15 protein-coding genes are annotated in these 18,576 nt (G+C 61.2%); 4 read left to right on the top strand and 11 right to left on the bottom strand.

The genetic code is table 11. From position 1 onward, the window contains the following. Positions 1-7: 7 nt before the first annotated feature. Genes LOY68_RS19710 through LOY68_RS19665 form a run of 10 tightly spaced genes read right to left on the bottom strand, consistent with a single transcriptional unit; the run spans position 8 to position 11,022 of the window. A complete protein-coding gene (locus LOY68_RS19710) occupies positions 8-1,144 on the bottom strand; it encodes a glycosyltransferase (protein WP_265039298.1) in 1,137 nt (378 codons plus the stop codon). Then, positions 1,137-2,105: a glycosyltransferase family 2 protein gene (locus LOY68_RS19705; RefSeq protein ID WP_265039297.1), complete on the bottom strand. Its 969-nt coding sequence runs from the start codon at positions 2,103-2,105 to the stop codon at positions 1,137-1,139. The genes LOY68_RS19710 and LOY68_RS19705 overlap by 8 nt, the downstream gene beginning before the upstream one ends. After that, a complete protein-coding gene (locus LOY68_RS19700) occupies positions 2,102-3,469 on the bottom strand; it encodes an O-antigen ligase family protein (protein WP_265039295.1) in 1,368 nt (455 codons plus the stop codon). Before LOY68_RS19700 ends, LOY68_RS19705 begins: the two co-directional genes overlap by 4 nt. After that, positions 3,466-4,560, bottom strand: coding sequence for a glycosyltransferase family 4 protein (locus tag LOY68_RS19695; protein ID WP_265039293.1), 1,095 nt, complete (start codon positions 4,558-4,560; stop codon positions 3,466-3,468). The genes LOY68_RS19700 and LOY68_RS19695 overlap by 4 nt, the downstream gene beginning before the upstream one ends. Then, positions 4,557-6,149: a GumC family protein gene (locus LOY68_RS19690; protein WP_265039292.1), complete on the bottom strand. Its 1,593-nt coding sequence runs from the start codon at positions 6,147-6,149 to the stop codon at positions 4,557-4,559. Before LOY68_RS19690 ends, LOY68_RS19695 begins: the two co-directional genes overlap by 4 nt. A gap of 17 nt (positions 6,150-6,166) precedes the next feature. Continuing rightward, positions 6,167-7,189, bottom strand: coding sequence for a polysaccharide biosynthesis/export family protein (locus tag LOY68_RS19685; RefSeq protein ID WP_163914049.1), 1,023 nt, complete (start codon positions 7,187-7,189; stop codon positions 6,167-6,169). A gap of 22 nt (positions 7,190-7,211) precedes the next feature. Further along, complete coding sequence (locus tag LOY68_RS19680; RefSeq protein ID WP_054614238.1) at positions 7,212-7,859, bottom strand: CpsD/CapB family tyrosine-protein kinase; 648 nt, start codon at positions 7,857-7,859, stop codon at positions 7,212-7,214. After that, on the bottom strand, positions 7,860-8,606 hold the full coding sequence (locus tag LOY68_RS19675; protein WP_163914051.1) for a sugar transferase: 747 nt from the start codon (positions 8,604-8,606) through the stop codon (positions 7,860-7,862). It lies immediately after the preceding gene. A 20-nt stretch (positions 8,607-8,626) separates the two neighbouring features. Next, the gene (locus LOY68_RS19670; RefSeq protein ID WP_163914053.1) at positions 8,627-9,673 is read right to left on the bottom strand and encodes an NAD-dependent epimerase; all 1,047 of its coding nucleotides are present in this window, start codon (positions 9,671-9,673) and stop codon (positions 8,627-8,629) included. Next, positions 9,670-11,022 (bottom strand): UDP-glucose dehydrogenase family protein, encoded by a 1,353-nt coding sequence (locus LOY68_RS19665; protein ID WP_163914055.1) that lies wholly within the window; start codon positions 11,020-11,022, stop codon positions 9,670-9,672. The genes LOY68_RS19670 and LOY68_RS19665 overlap by 4 nt, the downstream gene beginning before the upstream one ends. A 389-nt stretch (positions 11,023-11,411) precedes the next feature. Between LOY68_RS19665 and LOY68_RS19660 the strand changes: the two genes are divergently transcribed. Further along, complete coding sequence (locus LOY68_RS19660) at positions 11,412-13,109, top strand: sulfatase-like hydrolase/transferase (protein ID WP_265039288.1); 1,698 nt, start codon at positions 11,412-11,414, stop codon at positions 13,107-13,109. Between the two features lie 119 nt (positions 13,110-13,228). Here the strand turns inward: LOY68_RS19660 and LOY68_RS19655 are convergent, their stop codons facing one another. Beyond that, a complete protein-coding gene (locus LOY68_RS19655) occupies positions 13,229-14,134 on the bottom strand; it encodes a YncE family protein (protein ID WP_265039287.1) in 906 nt (301 codons plus the stop codon). A 173-nt stretch (positions 14,135-14,307) separates the two neighbouring features. Between LOY68_RS19655 and LOY68_RS19650 the strand changes: the two genes are divergently transcribed. The 3 genes from LOY68_RS19650 to LOY68_RS19640 are packed head-to-tail and all read left to right on the top strand — an operon-like array spanning position 14,308 to position 18,491. Then, positions 14,308-14,976, top strand: a complete 669-nt coding sequence (locus LOY68_RS19650) for an ABC transporter ATP-binding protein (RefSeq protein WP_054614242.1) — start codon at positions 14,308-14,310, stop codon at positions 14,974-14,976. A gap of 1 nt (position 14,977) precedes the next feature. Next, positions 14,978-17,449 (top strand): ABC transporter permease, encoded by a 2,472-nt coding sequence (locus LOY68_RS19645; protein WP_163914874.1) that lies wholly within the window; start codon positions 14,978-14,980, stop codon positions 17,447-17,449. Next, complete coding sequence (locus LOY68_RS19640; RefSeq protein WP_265039284.1) at positions 17,439-18,491, top strand: lipocalin-like domain-containing protein; 1,053 nt, start codon at positions 17,439-17,441, stop codon at positions 18,489-18,491. The genes LOY68_RS19645 and LOY68_RS19640 overlap by 11 nt, the downstream gene beginning before the upstream one ends. Positions 18,492-18,576 lie beyond the last annotated feature (85 nt).

Genomic DNA, 18,576 nt, shown 5'->3' with positions numbered 1-18,576 from the left:
GCGCCTCTCATCGATTTTGCTCGGGGTTCCACTGGCTGTAACGCTGGCCACGCAGGAACTGCCACAGACCAATACTCATCCCGGCAAGGGTCACCAGGAGGAACGCGGCGAGGCGAAAGGGTTTGGGCAAACGGTGTTGCACATCCAGCAGGCCGGCAACGGCCACCGCGTAACCGAGCAGTTGCGCCACCAGAAAAAATTGATAGAAACCGTGCTCGTTCCACAGCCAGAAATTGCTCAGCAGCAACGGCAGCAACAGGATCGGCGCCAGACGCCGGATCAGCTTGTGGCTGATCAGCGCAATCGAATACAGGCCATGCTTCAGCGGATTGAGCAGCTCACTGCGCTGGGCCAGGCTTTGCAGGCCACCGACGGTGACGCGCTGGCGGCGACGGAATTGCTTGTCGGCTTCATCGACGCCGTGGTCGATCACCTGGGCCTCGGGCACATAGACGATGCGTTTGAACGCCACCGGCGCGCAGGTGCTGATGAAGAAATCGTCGTTGACCTCCGCCGGCACGTTCTGGAACAGCTCGCGGCGCAAGGCGAGCAGCGCGCCGTCGGCGGAGACCATGCAACCGGTGCGATTTTCCACCCGGCGCAACCAGCCTTCGTAATGCCGATACAGGCTGTCGCCGATGCTCAGGCCACCGCCGGTGACCGGGATCACCATGTGCCCGGCGCAGGCCCCGACTTTCGGATCGGCCAGCGGCGCGAGCAAGTGGCCGAGGGTGTCCCGGGACCATTGGTTGTCGGCGTCGGTGAACACGAGGATGTCGCCGGTGCTCAGCGCCACGCCGGCATTCAGGGTCGCGGCCTTGCCCTGGCGGGGCAGGTCGAGCACGCTGATGCGCGGGTCAATGACCTTGTGCGCGCAGGCTACCGTGTCATCGGTCGAGCCATCGCTGACCAGAATGATTTCCATCGTCGCAGGCTGGTAATCCTGGGCGAGCAGGGTGCGCAACTTGTGTTCGATGTGCCGCGCCTCGTTGTGTGCAGCGATCACGATGCTCACGTTCAGCGGCGCCGCCAGCCCGTGCTGGCGTGCCGGAAACAAGGGCGCCAGCAGCGTCAGCAACAGCGGATAGCCGAGGTAGGCGTAGACCGGCAATAACAGGCACATCCAGAAAATGAATTCAGCCACGGGCGGGCCTCCTGGCATTCCAATGACACAGACTGAGGATGAACGCGGCGCCGGCCAGGTGCAGGCGCACCCAGTGCAGGCCCCAGAGTTGCAGGGTCAAACGAATATCGCGGTGTTTCAGGCTTTGGCGCAGGCTCAGGATCAGCGCCGGTAACGAAGTGATCAGCACCATGATTGCCGCATGGTGCGGGAAGCCGTTGAACAGGGCGGAGATCGCCATGAAGTCCAGCAGCCACACCAACAGCGACAGCAACGGAAAACGCAGCAGGCGCAGGCTGAATCCATGGGTGCGCAGCAGTTGCAGATGACTGCCCTGGCGCCACATTTCCTTGCCCATCCACTCGCGCCAACTGCTCTCGTAACCCCAATGCAGGGCAACGCTTTGATTGACCGCGAGCAAGCGAGCACCGGACTGGTTCACGCGCATGGTGAAGTCTTTGTCTTCGCCGGTGCGCAGGGTTTCGTCGAAGCCGCCGACCTGATCGAACCACGTGTGGCGCATCAGCAAATTGGCGGTGGGCAGCCACTGCACGGCGTGCAGGGTCTGGGTCGGAGGGCGCAGGGTGCGGCGTTGCCAGGCATCGGCATACCACGGCGCTTCGGCCGGGGTGTGCAGGTCCAGGCCGAACACATCGGCCTGGGCGCCGGCGTCGAGTTCGAACAACAGGCTCAGCCAGTTTTCGGGCATCTCGATGTCGGCATCAATAAAGGCCAGCCATTCTCCGGTAGCCACTGCCGCCCCGCGATTGCGCAAGGCACCGATCAGCAAACCGGGAAGCACCAGCACTTGCGCGCCGAACTGCCGGGCTATCTGCGGGCCGTGATCGTCGGACCCGTTGTCGACCACAATCAGTTCGCACTCCACGCCCGCCGCATCGGCAGCCTTTTGTGCGGCGAGCAAGGTCCGGCCGATGTGCCGGGCCTCGTTGAACATCGGGATCACGATGCTGACTCGGCTCATGCCTTGGCCTCCTGCACTGGGGCTTCTTCAGCTTTGAGGCGCAGTACGCTGGTCAGGGCGAGCATGATCCACACGTACTTTTGGTTGGGCGCGCTGAGGAACATCAAAAACAGCGTCAGCGACAGGAAACTCATGCCCAGGTGGGTCATCAGGTCGGCCTGTTGCCAATCACGTCGCTGCAGACAGGCGCGGCGCGCACGAATCAGGTTGTACAGGCCGAGGCCGAGCATGCCGACGAATAACAGGCCGGCGGGAATCCCCAGTTCGCTGAAGATTTCCAGGTAGGTGTTGTGGGCGCGGCGATACAGGTCGCCGACTTTGCGGTTGGCCGAAAACGCCTTGGCATAACCGGTGGTGGCGTAGTGCAGCGGGAAGGTCCCGGGGCCGGAGCCGAGCAACGGGTTCTCGCGGATCATCTGGCTGCCGACCACGATGTACGAGGCGCGACGGCCGAGGGATTCGTCCTGGCTCTTGGCGCCGGCGCTCAAGATGCTCAAGGACTGAATGCGCGCGATATACCCGGCAGGCATCGCATAGATCGCCAGCGGAATCGCGATCACCAGGCCGAGCATGGCGAACCCCAGGTGACGTGGCCGGATGCGCGTCAATTCTACGCGATAGTGCCAGACCCCGATCATCAGGCTGAGGAACAGCACCACCAGCCCGGAACGGGATTCGGTCTTGGTCATGCCGCCCAACAGCACCAGGCAGCAGACACCCCAGAACAGCCGGTGCAACAGGTTCGGGCTGCGAATCACCAGCAGCAGGCCCATGGGCACGGCGAAGGCGATCAGCATGGCAAAGGCGTTGGCATCTTCCAGCAGGCCGGAAGCGCGACCCTGGTCCTGATACTTGACGGAAAGCATCGTCATGGCGCAGGTGGTCGCCACGCTGAGGGTGACCAGTTTGGCAAACAGGTCCAGGTTCAATTCGCGACCGACCAGCAGCGTGATGACAAACAGGATCAGGCCGACACTGAGCTCCCGCAGGTGCCCCATCGAGATGCCCATGTCATCGGTATTGAGTGTGCTTAGCAGGTACAACACCATGAACCAGATCAGGTAGCGCCAGATGTTGCTGCGCAGGCGTTCGGACGGAATCTGGTGGATGGCCAGTTGCAGCATCAGGATCAGCGCCAGCGAAGCACCGAGGAATTTGGTCCCCGACAGCGCACTGTCCTTGAAGAAACCCTCGAACGGCACCAGGGCGGCGATCCCCAGCAAGCCCCAACCGGGCTTGCGATAGAGCACCGCGACACCCACCAGGCCGATGACCGCGCCCGGTGCCAGAAACGGATAAGGGCTGGCCAGCAAACCGAGGCAGACTAGGCCGAGCAGACTGATGATCGAGAGCGGAAAGATCACGCGCGTGCCTCCCGTGCAGTACGGATATAAAGCTGCGACCAGCGTTCGGCCAAGGCCTTGAGGTCGTAGCGATCCAGTTGCGTACGTCTTGCGTTGTCGCTCAGTTCGCGGGCCAGGGCCGGTTCGCTGAGCAAGGTGCCGATCTGCTGCGCGAGGGCAGCGCTGTCGGTCGGTTCGGCAAGCAAGCCGTTGTGCCGTTCTTCCAGCACATCGGGAATCCCGCCGACACCGAACGCCACCACCGGCACGCCGGCCTGCATCGCTTCAAGCAAAATCATCGGTGTGCCTTCGGTGCGCGAGCTGATCACCAGCGCATCGAGTCGGCGCCACCACGGTCCCATGGCGGTCTGGTAGCCGGGCAGGGTGATGCGTTCCTGCAAACCCGCTTCGTTGATTCGTGCCAGCAAGCTGTCGCGTTCCGGACCGTCGCCGAGCATCACGGCGTCCAGTTGCGGGTACTGCCGACACAAAGGAATCAGCGCATCGAGAAACAGGTCCGGACCTTTTTCACTGCTCAGCCGCCCGACGTAACCGGCCAGCCAACGCTGGCGTTTGACGTTGTGCGGCAGCAGGCCCTTGGCCGCCGGCAATCCATTGGGGATCACCTGCAGCTTCTCCGCCCGCACGCTGGCCTTGCGGCACAACGTGGCGATACTTTCGGCGACGCAGACCACGCGATTCACCGAGGCCGTGCGGCACAGTTGCAGGCTCAGCCAGGTGTAGAACTTTTGCTTGCGGCTGCGCGGCGTGAAACCGTGCTGGGTAATCACCAGCGGCAAGCGCAACAGCGTCGCGCCGACCCAGCCAAACAACAGGCCTTTGAAGTTGTGCGTATTGATCAGCGGCTGTTCCGACCGCCTCTGACGCAGATGCCCCAGCAACGCCCCCAGCCCCGCGCAACCCTGGCAATCCACCCCAGCCTCGCGGAACCGTTCGATCAGGGCTGGCGGCGCATCGAGAAACAGCACCTGGTGCTGCCCCGGCGTCGCCAGGCAATGGTCCAACAGCATCCGCTCAGCCCCATAGAAGCCGCCGCTGCTGAGCAAATGAATGATCGGCAGGGCGCTGGAAGGGTTGAGCGGCGCGTTCAATTGCGCACCCAATGCACGAAGCTCGGCACAGTCCAGTTGCGGTGCGGATTGCTCGGCAACATGTTCTGCTCGTTGATCACCAACAGCACCGGCAGGTCCAGTTCATGGGTGATCTGCGCAGGATGTTTGAAGCGGTGATCGAAGAACTCACGCACATAGACCAGGGCAATCGCCAGCAACAGACCGGTGAACAAACCAAATGGAATGATCAGGAACGGCTTTGGAAACGCCGGGGCGGTCGGTTCAAACGGCGGGCTGAGCACCCGGGCGTTCGACAGGTCGTTGTCCAGCGTACGGGCCGAGCTGCTTTCGGCGAAACGTTGAGCGTAAGTGCCGAACGCTGCGTGCAAGGCGTTGATCTCGGTGTCCATCTGCCGCAGCTTGCTCTGGGTTTCCTGCAACTGGTGAATGCGGTTCTTGAAGTCAGCGATACGCGCAGTCTTCTGGGCGATCACCGAGCCGATAATCGCCAGGTCGCTGGTACGTTCCTGAATCCGGTTGCTCACCACTTTCAAGAACTGCTGACGGGTGCGAGAGATTTGCTCGCGGGTCAGCAGCATCGGTTCACTGCTGGGCTGGAACACCGCCAGGTCATTCATGTAGCGGCTGACCTGGGTGGTCAGTGCTTCGCCCATCTGTTTGATCTCGCGATCTTCAAAGGCGACGTTGTCCACGGTGGTGGTGAAGGTGTAGGGGAAGGTGTAGTCGTTGAGTTTGGAATTATTGGCGGCGGCCAGGCTGGACTTCAGGTATTCGAGCCAGCGTTGGCTTTGCAGCAGGCGATCCTGATACAGGTTGAGCGCTTGCTCCTCGGTGTTGATGGCGTTCAGGCGGAAGGTGATTTCCTCCTTGGGATCGGACGAACCGATGGCCTCCAGCAACGCCAGCCGATTGCCTTCCAGGCCATCGAGACGCACCTCATATTGTTGTTTCTTGGTTTCGTAGAAGCTTTGCGGCAGGTCGATGGACTGCAGTTCCTGACGGCTGACCAAATAGTTTTGCAGCAGTGCCGCGACGAATTTGGTGCCCTGCGCCGGATCGCCAAAGCTGTAGACAATCGAGATCACGTTCGAGCCCGGCAGGGTTTCGATCTTGAGTTTGTCTATGGCTTCCTGGGTCAACCCGTCCAGCACGGTGTCGCGCACCGGATCGGTTTCCATTCCCAGCGCGGCTTTCGCCGGGTTGATCACGTACTCGCGCAGCGGCGTGGTGACAAAGCGTTTAAGCGGATCAGCCACCAGTTTGCTCAATATGCCGGGGCTGGGCGTGTACTCGCCTTTATCCCGCAACTCGCTGATGGTCTGACGAATCAGCGCCGGCGAACGCAGGATATTGCTCTCGGTTTCCATGTCCGCCAGTGACGGCGGAATGAAACTGGCATTCTCCTGATTCAGCGACGTGGTGGCGTCGCCCTGGGAGAGTTTTTTCGATTGGACGATGACTTGCGCGGTGATGTCGAAGCTCTGTTTGAGCACCAGCGGCAAGAGCAGGGCGATGACTGCAAAGACCAGGAAGACTCGTTTCACCAACTGCTTGTTGGCGAAGAAGATCCTGAAGAACTCGTGCAGGTAGTTTTCCTTTGGATTCATGTCAGATCACCTGAGAGTTAGTTGCTGTTGTCGTCTTTGTTGTCGAGGCGGTAGCCGAAACTCAGGCCCACACCCTGGAACAACACCACGTCCGCCAATTGCCGTGCGAGCTCACCGGCGCTGGCAAGTTTGGTCTTGGGCACGTAGAGCATGTCGTCCGGTTGCAGGTAGGCAATCTGGCTGGCATCCCCGGACAAGGCTTTTTCGACGTCATAACGCACGGCCTTAACCTGGTTGCCGTTGCGCCGCATGATCACCACCGAATCGAGCCGTGCCTTGATGTTGGCGCCCCGGGCGAGGGTCAACGCTTCCAGCACCGAGACCGGCCGGCGAATCGGGTAGGAACCCGGTTGACCGACTTCACCCAGCACGTAGATTTCGTTGCCCGCCGTGGACTTCAGCAACACGTCGACAGTCATCCGCCCCGGCAAGTCCGCGTAACGTTTGTTGAGGAAGGTTTCCAGTTGGTTGACGGTCATGCCTTGCAGCGGCACCGAACCGATTTCCGGGAAACTCGCGTAGCCGTCGGTGCCCACGGTGATCTCCCGGCTCATGCCGGTGCCAGGGTGGTTCAGCGAGCTCTTGAGGTTGGACTCGTTGCTCAGCGGGCTGATGATTTGCACCGTCAACTGATTGCGGTTGGGCTGGAACAGTTGTTTGCGCTGGTAGGCACGCTGGATTTCGGTCTTCGCTTCCTCGGCGGTCAGCCCTTCGATTCTCACCGACTGATTCGCGCCCGGCAGTTCGATGGTGCCGTCAGGCAGCACCAGTTGATTGCCGTTGAGCTGGCTGGCCGCCGTGAAGTTCAGGCCGATCGTGTCACCGGACTGCACGCGGTAGGCACTCGAACCGCTGGTGCTGATGTGGAAGATTACGTCCAGCACATCCTGCGGCCGCAAAGTCTGTTCGACCTTGGGCATGTCGGTGGCCTGGGCGTTGGCCGGTGAGGCCGTGAGGATCTGCACCGGTATGTTGGTTTCGGCAGTGCTGGAGCAACCCGCAAGCGGCAGCAACAGCAGGAGAAGCATTTTGGCGTTCATGGCGTCATCCTTTTCTGATTGCTTACAGGTTTTTGTAGAGCCATTTCGGCATGTAGTACTTGCGTCGGTTGAACACGCTGCCGACCAGTTTCGCCCCGGCCTGGGTCAGGCGCTGGACCGCGGCCTGGGCCACTTCCCAACGGGTGTCCTCGGCACGCACGACCATGATCACGCCGTCCACCTGGGTGCTGATGACCAGGGTGTCGGCGGCGGAATACACCGCGTCGCCGTCGATCACCACAAAGCGGTAGCGGCTGCCCAACTGATCGAGCAGCGGGCTCAGGCGTTCGGCGGTCAGGTGCTCGTTGCCACGGATGTGTCGGCCGTTGGGCAGCACATCGAACGGCAGGCTGGAGACCTGCACCACGCAATCCTGCAGCAGCGGCGGGGTGCCGGTGCTGAACAGCAGATCGCGAAAGCCGCGCTCTTTTTGCAGGTTGAGCTGGGCCGTGAGGTTGGTCGCCGACTGGCTGGCGTCGACCAGCAGCACTTGGCCGCTGCTCATCTGCGCCAGTTGGCTGGCCATCGCCAGGGCACTGGTGGTGGTGCCTGCGCCGGGGTTGGCGGCGGTCAGGAATAGGATCCGCAGATCTTGATCGAGCACGGTCGAAGTCAGGTTGGACTCGCTCGGGTTGGCGATGCTTAGGGCTTTATTGGTTGAACCGTCCATTTAACTCGCTCCGTGGCCGCTGAATACTTTGAAGGGGGTTTTCAACAAGATCTTCAGATCAAGCAAAAGGCTCTGCTCGGCGATATAGCTGAGGTCCAACTCAACGCGCTGGTCGAAGTCAATATTGCTGCGTCCGGAGATCTGCCACAGGCCGGTCATGCCGGGGTAGATGCTCAGGCGTGCAAGGTGGTTATCCTTGTAGCGGTAGGCGTTGAACGAGGTGGGCCGAGGGCCGACCAGGCGCATGTCGCCGGTAAATACGTTGATCAGGTTGGGCAGCTCGTCGAGGCTGCTGCGCCGCAGAAACCCACCGATGCGGGTGATGCGCGGGTCCTTGTCGATCTTGAAGTCGATGGCGTCGGCACCGTGTTTGTTGAGGTGGCGCAAGGACTCCTTGAGCTCCTCGGCGTTGGCCACCATGGTGCGGAACTTGTACATGCCGAACGAGCGACCGCGATAACCGGTGCGTTTTTGCACGAACATGACCGGGCCCGGGCTGCTGAATTTGATCGCCAGGGCGAGGCCCAGCAACAGCGGCGAAATCAGCACCAGGATGACCAGGGCACCGAAGCACGCCACCACCCGATTGGTGCGCGACAACGTCCAGGGCCGACCACCATCGCGACCGGTGATCCAGCCGCGACCCTGCATGTGGATCGCGGTGTCCAGGCGCATTCGGTGCTCGGGGTCCAGGCGTTTGTCACGACGCATATTCTGGAGTGGCACACCTTTTTCATGTCCAGTCATAGACTCCTCCGCTGTAGCTCTCAGCCCTGTAGCTCAGCCGCAAGCGGCGCGTGGGCGTGCAATGGGTAGTAATCGCGGAACCAGGCGACGAAGCGGCGAAGGCCCTCGTCGAGCTCGATGCGCGGGTGGAAACCGGTGTCACGTTCCAGTTCGTGGACATCGGCGCAGGTGTTGAGCACATCGCCCGGTTGCAGGGGAAGCAGCTCGACATTGGCTTTGCGGCCCAGGTGTTTTTCCATCAGGGCCAGGTAATCCTTGAGTTCCACCGGGTGTTCACCACCGATGTTGTAGATCCGCCACGGCGCCATGCTGCTGGCGGCGTCCGGTTGTTCGCGGTCCCAGTCCGGCGTGGTCACCGGTGGCCGATCAACCAGGCGAGCGATGCTTTCGACGATGTCGTCGATGTAGGTGAAGTCGCGCTGGTGCTGGCCGTAGTTGAACAACTTCAACGGGCTGCCCTCGACAATCGCCTGGGCGAAACGGATCGGTGACATGTCCGGCCGGCCCCAAGGCCCGTAGACCGTGAAGAAGCGCAGCCCGGTGCTGGGAATGCCGAACAGGTGGCTGTAGCTGTGGGCCATCAGCTCATTGGCTTTCTTGGTGGCCGCGTACAACGACAGCGGGTGATTGACGCCGTCGTGGGTCGAGTAGGGCGTGTGCTGGTTGGCGCCATACACCGAACTGGACGAGGCGTAGATCAGGTGCTTGACCGGATGGTGGCGGCACCCTTCGAGAATGTTCAGGAAGCCGCTGAGGTTGCTGTCCAGATACGCCTTCGGGTTGTCCAGCGAGTAGCGCACCCCGGCCTGGGCAGCGAGGTGAATCACCGCGTCCGGTTGCTCGCGGGCAAACAAGGCTTCGATGGCCGGGGCGTCGGCCAGGTCTATTTTGGCGAGCGGGAAACTGCCGACCTGATCCTGCACCCAGCGCACACGATCGTGCTTGAGTTGCGGGTCGTAGTAGTCGTTGAAGTTATCCAGCCCGCAGACCCGATGCCCGTCGCGCAGCAGCCGCAACACACAATGGGCACCAATGAATCCCGCCGCTCCCGTCACCAGAATCTTCATGGGCGCAGTACCTCCGGAACGATGTGCCGAAGGCCGATGCCGCTGTAATGCAAACCGGCGGCGGCAACCTGTTCCGGGTTGTAGAGGTTGCGTCCGTCGATGATCACTTTGGAGCGCAATTTGCTCGCCAGCAGATCGAAATCCACCACCCGGAAATTCTTCCACTCGGTGCAGATCACCAGCGCATCCGCATCTTCCAGGGTGTCGTCGCGGGTGGCGCACAGGTGCAGGTCATTGCGGTAGCCGTAGATGCGCCGGCATTCGGACATGGCTTCCGGGTCATAGGCCTGCACACTCGCGCCTTCGGCCCACAGCGCATCCATCAGGTAACGACTCGGCGCTTCGCGCATGTCATCGGTGTTGGGCTTGAAGGCCAGGCCCCAGACCGCGATGGACTTGCCGGCCAGGCCTTGAGGGAACTGGGCTTTGAGTTTGCTGAACAGGATGTGCCGCTGCGTATCGTTGACGTCAGTCACGCTGCGCAGCAGACGCAATGGCATGCCGTTGTGTTCGGCGGTGTGCAGCAGGGCACGCAGGTCCTTGGGGAAGCACGAACCGCCGAAGCCGCAACCGGGGTAGATGAAGTGATAACCGATGCGCGGGTCCGAGCCGATGCCTTTGCGCACCGCCTCGATGTCGGCGCCCAGCAGTTCGGTGAGGTTCGCCAGTTCGTTCATGAAGCTGATGCGGGTGGCGAGCATCGCGTTGGCTGCGTACTTGGTCAGCTCGGCGCTGCGGTTGTCCATGAACATGAGCTTTTCATGGTTGCGGCAGAAGGGCGCGTAGAGTTCACTCAATTGGTTGCGCGCGGTTTCGTCGTTGGTGCCGACGATGATCCGGTCCGGGCGCATGCAGTCGGCGAGGGCGCTGCCTTCTTTGAGAAATTCGGGGTTGGACACGACCCGCACGGCCAGCGTGTCTTTGCCCCGGCGGTGCAGTTCTTCGCTGGCGGCTTCGGCGACCTTGTCCGCGGTGCCGACCGGCACGGTGGACTTGATGATCAGGGTGCGATCGGCTTCCATGAAACTGGCGATCTGCCGGGCCACATTCAGCACATGGCTGAGGTCGGCAGAACCGTCTTCATCGGCTGGCGTACCGACCGCAATGAAGATCAATTCGGCATGTTCCACCGCATCGCTGGCCTGGGTCGTGAATAACAAACGGCCGGCCTTGATGTTCTCTTCCAGCGTTCCGGAAAGTCCCGGTTCACTAATTGGTGGAACTGCTTGTTGCAACTGCTTGATCTTGTTCGGATCGATATCAACACACAGCACGCGATGTCCGACATCGGCCAGTGCGGCTGCTTGTATCAGGCCAACGTAGCCCGTACCAAATACGCTCACGTCCATATTGGCGTGCCTCGTAAGACGGTGGAAAGATCAGGAATTAGACTGTCAAAAGGGGTATAGCCCAGCCGTGGCAAACCGTGTCAGCAAAATGACATGTTGCAATGCTAGAACACCCCCGTTTTTGGGGGCTAATGGCCATCAAACGCTTGCTGCTGCTGGTTTCGCCGCGGTTTTGACGGGTTTTTCACATTTCGAAGAAAGCGATAAACGGTCGAGAGGCCTGTATTACAAGGGCTGTAGCGCCTTGAGTGTGTCAGATTTGAGTCAACGTTTTTTTGACGCTTTTCGGAAAAGTCGGGCATTTCTTGCGATTTGATGGCCCGGTGCTAGTGTCAAAAAATGGCCGACAATCTATTGGCCAGATGCCTACCACGAGCAGCGTAAATACTATGATTCGATACTTAAAAGAACTGCTGTTAGTTCTCTATTTGTTCAAGAGTTATGACTATTACCTTGAACGCCTGAATGCGATGGGTATCGGTATTCCGTTGTTGTTATTTGGCGGGATGTTTGTGGTGCTGACGGTGGCGCTGTTCATGAGCGCGTACATCCGCCAGACGCTGATTAGACATCTATTCGCTATAACGCTGTTTGTGTCGGCCGTGTTCTTTGACGTTTATACGAAAGTGACCGCCGATTACCTGACTTACAGCAGCTTCGTGTCGTTGGTGTATTCCGGCGGTTTCATCCAGGAAGCGGCGTACCAGTACCGTGACCCGCTGATCAGTGGTGTGCTCAGCGGCTTGTTGCTGCTGTTCGGCATCGGGCTCAAACCCCGTCGGCGGATGCCGTTGCCAGGCGCATTGCTGGTATCGGCGCCGGTGCTCGGGGTGTTGCTGCTCAGTGCGGTGCTGTTCGTGCGGGCCGGCGAGGGCGCCCGGGGGTTGCCGATCATGTACACGCCGCTGGCCTACCTGAACCTGTTTACCTATGAAGCGCTGCACAACACTGTCGGCCCTCGGGAACCGGTGAAACTGGCGCGCAATGATCAGCCGGTCGGCCATGACATCGTGCTGATCATCGACGAGAGCATTTCCGGCAATTACCTGGACATCAATGCGCCGTTCGGTGTGCACAGCAACCTCAAGGAAGCGCGCCCCGGCATCGATATCTTCAACTATGGCTACGCTGCATCCATCGCCAATTGCAGCGCCGACACCAACGTCACCCTGCGCTACGGCGGCACTCGCGCCGACTACATGCGCATCAACACCACGCTGCCGTCGATCTGGCAGTACGCGAAACAGGCCGGGCTGCGCACCGTCTACATCGACGCCCAGCGCACCGGCGGCAACCTGCAGAACCTGATGACCGATATCGAGAAAAAGGACATCGACGAGTTTGTGCAGTTCGACCAGACCAGCGTGCGCGACCGCGACATGGCGGCAGCAACCAAGCTCATCGAGCTGCTGAATGACGGCAAACCGGAACTGGTGGTGATCAACAAAGTAGGCGCGCATTTTCCGGTGCACGACAAATACCCGGACGCCTTCATGGCCTACCGCCCGACGTTGCCACGCGGGCAGTTTGTCGAAGTGGCCGACACCGGTAAGCGAGATGGCTTCAATGGCCAGCCGGACGATTGGGTGCTGTACCGCAACGCCTACAAAAACACGCTGCTGTGGAATGTTGGGGAGTTTTTCGCCCGGGTGTTCGCCCAGGCTGACCTGAGCAATGCGCTGCTGATCTACACCTCCGATCACGGGCAGGATCTGCATGAACGCGGCAACCCGGGACTGAATACCCACTGCGGCGGCGATCCGGTGGAGGAGGAAGGGTTGGTGCCGTTGGTGGTGATTCAGGGCAGTGCCTTGAAGACTCTGGACTGGTCGGCGCAGTTGGCCGCTAACAAGGATCGCTCCAGTCACTACAACATCTTCCCCACGTTGCTGCAGTTGATGGGCTATGACCTGGCGGGGGTTGAGGCGGTGTATGGCAAACCGTTGAACGTGGCGACGGCAGATGAATTCACTTTCAACTACCGCTTCAATGCGCGGCTGGGGGCCAAGCCGGAGTGGAAGCATATTGATCTGAAGAACATCGTTACGCCGGGGCAGGCGGCGACGAGTGTGGCGGCGGGGCAGTGAGGGTTTTATTGGCTTGAGGGCCTCTTCGCGAGCAAGCCCGCTCCCACAGTTGAAATGCATTCCCCTGTGGGAGCGGGCTTGCTCGCGAAGAACGATAACGCGGTGACATGGCCATCCATTCAACCCAACGCAATCACCCAAACCGCATTCCCGGCTGAATCACACAGATACACACGCCTCCCATCAGCGCTGAACACCGGACTCTGCAAATACTGCCCCGCCTTGAAACGGCTGACGACCTGCCACGTCCCGGTGTCGATAAACGAGACACTCCGTTCAGCCGCACTGCAACAACATGCCAGGCGGCCGTCCGGGCTGAGGGTGAAACCGTGGGGCAGCGCCGGAACGGGCAACAGGTCCACCACGTCATAGCCCGACAGGTCGATCTTTGCGACGACACCTGCGGGCGTGCGATAGGGCACATAGCCAAAATCCCCCGCTGGGTCGAGCGCAAGTTCTTCAAACGGCTCGGGCAGCGACAGGGCCGTGGCGATCTCGCCGCTCGCCGTATTCATGACTTTCAGTTCATGGTGCAGGTAGTCACAGAAAAACAGGCGACCGTCTCGACTGAGGACGGCAGCACTGGTCAATGAGCCGGTGTCGAAACACCCGAGCTGTTTTCCGGCCAGTGGATCGATGACGCACACCTGGCGGTTGTCGTTGATATAAACCCGGTCACCCTTGGCATTGAGCGCAAGCGCATAACCCTCGCTGGCGGCGATTTCGCCAATGATGTTGTGCGTCGCAATATCCACGACCACGACCAGCGGTTTGCCCATTCCGCTCACATAGGCCCGGGTGCCCGTGGGATCAATGACGACGGCCAGCGGTTGTATGGGCAACCGGATGATGGCGCTCACGCGCAGGGCAATCGTGTCGATCAGCGACAGCGTGCTGTCTTCGGTGTTGCACACGCAGGCCACTGAACTCTGGACGGCCAGTGCCAGGCTGTTCGGCTCACGACCGACTTGGATATTCCCGATGACTATCGGCTTGCGCAGGTATCTATCAACAGAGGTATTCATGGCCCTGGCACCTACCCTGTTTAACGTGGTCGCCGCCTTGGCATCAAACACTTCTTGTGTGACGTTATTAGATACCCGCCCCTGATCGACCGCTACTGTAAGAATTAACAGGTAGTCTATGGGCTCAGGCGAGTCCGCTATCCTTGCACCACGCTCATCAATCAGGTTTTCCCATGCTTCAGGTCCAGGGCGTTTTCAAAAGCTACGCCACCCCACAAGGTCCGCTGCCGGTACTGCAAGGCATCGACCTCACGTTGAAACCCGGCAGCAGCCTCGCGCTGATGGGCGAATCGGGCAGTGGCAAAAGTACGTTGCTGCACCTGATCGCCGGGCTGGACAAGGTCGATCGCGGCAGCATCAGCAGCGGCGAGCATCGGCTGGAACAGATGAACGAAGGGCAACTGGCGAACTGGCGGCGCACGGAAATCGGCCTGGTGTTCCAGCAATTCAACCTGATCGGCAGCCTGCGGGTGGAGGACAACCTGGCGTTCCAGGCACGTCTGGCCGGGCGCCACGACGCCCGCTGGCAAGCGCACTTGGTGCGGCGTCTGGGCCTGGGCGATTTGCTGCGGCGCTATCCGGAGCAGTTATCCGGTGGACAACAACAGCGGGTTGCACTCGGCCGAGCCTTGGCCTCGCAACCGAAACTGCTGTTGGCGGACGAGCCCACCGGCAGCCTCGATGAAGCCACCAGCGACGAGGTATTGAAGTTGTTGCTGGAACTGCTCGACGACACGCCGACGACCTTGTTGATGGTCACGCACAGCCCGCGAGTTGCTGCACGCCTGGCGGAAAAAGTGGTGTTGCATCATGGCCGTCTGGTCGACGCGGACGCGCGCTGAGGTGCGGGTTTTTCGCGAAACCTTGCGCGCGCTGCTGAGCCATTGGCGCCAGCACCCGGTGCAGTTTTTCAGTGTGCTGACCGGGCTGTGGCTGGCGACCAGTCTGTTGACCGGCGTGCAGGCGCTGAACAGTCAGGCGCGGGAAAGCTACGCCCGGGCCAGTCAATTGATCGGCGGCGAACCCCAGGCCAGCCTGAGTGCGCCCGGCGGCGGAGTGTTTTCCCAGCAATTGTTTGTCGAGCTGCGGCAGGCAGGCTGGCCGGTGTCGCCAGTGCTGCAAGGCCGGGTGACGCTCAAGGGCCACGTTGATCAGCGCTTGCAGTTGATGGGCATTGAGCCGGTGTCGCTGCCAGCCGGTTCGGCGGTGGCGGGGCAGGCGCTGGACATCGAACGCATCGTCGAATTTTTCAGCCCGCCGGGCAGTACCTGGATTTCGCCGCAGACCTTGCAAGCCTTGGGGTTACGCGAGGGCGACACACCCGTTTCGGAGAGCGGGCAGACCTTGCCTGCGCTGCACGCCCAGCCCGATATGGCCCCTGGCGTGTTGCTGGTGGACATCGGTTTTGCCCAGCAGATCCTCGGTCTGCCGGATCAGCTTTCGCGTTTACTTCTGCCAAAGGATTTCTCCGCAACCCTACCCGAACAATTCAAAGGCCAACTCCAACTCAAGACCAGCGGCGAAGAAAACAACCTCGCGCGCCTGACCGAAAGCTTCCACCTGAACCTCGATGCTTTGGGCTTTCTGTCATTCGTGGTCGGCCTGTTTATCGTGCACGCGGCGATTGGCCTGGCGCTGGAACAACGTCGAGGTTTGCTGCGAACCCTGCGCGCCTGCGGGGTCAGTGCGCGGATGTTGATCGCTTGTCTTACCGTCGAACTGGGTGGCCTGGCATTGATCGGCGGCTTGGCGGGCGTCGCCAGCGGTTATCTGCTGGCCAGCGTGCTGTTGCCGGATGTCGCCGCCAGTCTGCGTGGGTTGTACGGCGCTGAAGTGGAGGGGCAGTTGAGTTTGAGTCCGTTGTGGTGGCTCAGCGGGGTCGGCCTGAGCCTGCTCGGTGCGCTACTGGCCGGCGCCAACAGCCTGTTGCGCGCGGCGCGATTGCCGTTGTTGGCCCTGGCTAATCCGCAAGCCTGGCATCAGGCCCATGCGCGGTGGTTGCGACGTCAAGGTTGGGTCGCCGCTACGGCGGCAGTGATCGCGTTGCTGGCGTTGATCTGGGGCGACAGCCTGGCCAGCGGTTTTGTGCTGATGGCCGCGCTGCTGCTCGGCGCCGCGCTGGCGCTGCCGGTGTTACTCAACACCGTGCTGAATCTGGTGTTGCACCGCAGTCGCACGGTGCTCGGTCAATGGTTTCTCGCCGATTGCCGCCAGCAACTGCCGGCCCTGAGCCTGGCGCTGATGGCGTTGCTGCTCGCGCTGGCGGCGAACATCGGCGCCGGTAGCATGACCGCCGGTTTCCGCCAAACCTTCAGCGACTGGCTCGAACAACGCCTGACCGCCGAGCTCTACCTCAACCCGCAAAACCCGGCCCAGGCCCGCGAGTTGCACACTTGGCTCAAACAGCAACCGCAGGTCTCGGCGGTGCTGCCCAGTTGGCAAGTGTCGATCCAGCTGCAAGGCTGGCCAGCGGACGTCTACGGCGTGATCGATCACCCGAGCTATCGCCAGCACTGGCCGCTGTTGGAAGCGCTGGGCGACAACCCGTGGGAGCGTCTGGCCAAGGACGACACCTTGATGCTCAGCGAACAACTGGCGCGGCGTCTGAAAGTGCAATTGGGCGATCACCTGAGCATCCCGACACCCAACGGCTCGTGGTCGCCGCGGGTCGTCGGCATCTACGCCGATTACGGCAATCCCAAAGGGCACGTGCTGGTCAACGTCAACCACCTGCTGCGCGGCTGGCCGCAACTCACGCCGAATCGTTTCAACCTGCGCATCGACCCGGCCGCGATCCCGCCGTTCCTTACCGCACTGCAAAATCGCTTCGCCCTCGACGACAATCGCATCGTCGATCAGGCGCGGCTCAAGGGCTGGTCCACTCAAGTGTTCGAACGCACCTTTGCCGCCACCGCGGCCCTCAACAGCCTGACCCTCGGCGTCGCCGGCGTGGCGCTGTTCATCAGCCTGTTGACCCAGAGCCAAAGCCGCCTCGGCCAACTCGCGCCGCTGTGGGCGCTGGGCGTGACGCGGCGGCAACTGATGCTGCTCAACCTAGGGCAAACGTGGCTGCTGGCCGTGCTGACGCTGATTCTGGCGTTGCCCCTAGGCATCGCGCTGGCGTGGTGCCTGGACACGGTGATCAACGTCCAGGCCTTCGGTTGGCGCCTGCCGTTGCGGGTGTTTCCGCTGCAACTGTTGCAGTTGATGGGGCTGGCGCTGCTCGCCACATTACTGGCGTCGGCGTGGCCGCTGTACACGTTGTACCGCACGCAACCGGCGGACCTGCTGAGGACATTTGCCCATGAGGATTAAGGTCGGGCTGCTGATTCTGGCGTTGCTGAGCGGCTGCGATAACCCGGCGCCGGAGCAAAAGGGTTTTGCCGGCCTCGGCGGGCAGGCCGCTGCGTTTACCCCGGTGGCGCCTGGTCGCGTGTTCAGCTTTCCGGCAGATCATGGGCCGCACGATGGATTTCGCATCGAGTGGTGGTACGTCACCGCCAATCTCAAGGACGACAAAGGGCAAGAGTTTGGCGTGCAATGGACGTTGTTTCGCAGTGCGTTAAAAGCCACGCCCGAGGTGGCCGGTTGGGGCAACCAGACGATCTGGCTCGGGCACGCGGCGGTCACCTCTGCCACCACGCATCACGCCGCTGAACGCTACGCCCGGGGTGGCGTGGGTCAGGCCGGGGTCAGCGTGGCGCCGTTCAAGGCGTGGATCGATGATTGGCGCTTCAGCGGTCCGTTGGCGGACATGCAACTCAGCGCGCGAGACAAAGGTTTCAGCTATCAACTGCGGCTGGTTTCGTCGCGCCCATTGGTGCTGCAAGGCGATAAAGGCTTCAGTCAGAAATCCGAACAGGGCCAGGCGTCGTACTACTACAGCCAACCGTTTTTCCAGGCCAACGGCTCGCTGGAAATTGACGGCAAAACCTACACGGTCAGCGGCCCTGCATGGCTCGACCGCGAATGGAGCAGCCAACCCCTGACCGCCAACCAGAGCGGTTGGGACTGGTTTTCCCTGCACCTGGACAGCGGCGAACAGGTGATGCTCTACCGCATGCGGCAAAAGGACGGCGCGCCTTACGTCACCGGCACCTGGATCGACGCACAGGGTCAGACGCAGCTTTTACATGGCGATGACATCAGCCTCACGCCTGGGGATACCGCCAAAGTCGCCGGGCGTTCGATGCCGGTGCGCTGGTCGATCAAAATCCCCGGCAAACACCTCGACATCACCACCACCGCGTTGAATCCCAATGCGTGGATGGATTTGCGCATTCCCTATTGGGAAGGGCCGGTGCGCTTGAGCGGTAGTCATGCGGGGCAGGGGTATCTGGAAATGACCGGTTATTGAGATCAAAAGATCGCAGCCTTCGGCAGCTCCTACGGGAGAACGCGTTCCTTTGTAGGAGCTGCCGAAGGCTGCGATCTTTTGATCT

It is taken from the genome of Pseudomonas sp. B21-053, from assembly GCF_026016365.1.
Classification (GTDB): Bacteria; Pseudomonadota; Gammaproteobacteria; order Pseudomonadales; family Pseudomonadaceae; genus Aquipseudomonas; species Aquipseudomonas nunensis.
Note: the sequence above shows the minus strand (reverse complement) of the source record. Positions and strands in the feature narration are given on the sequence as shown.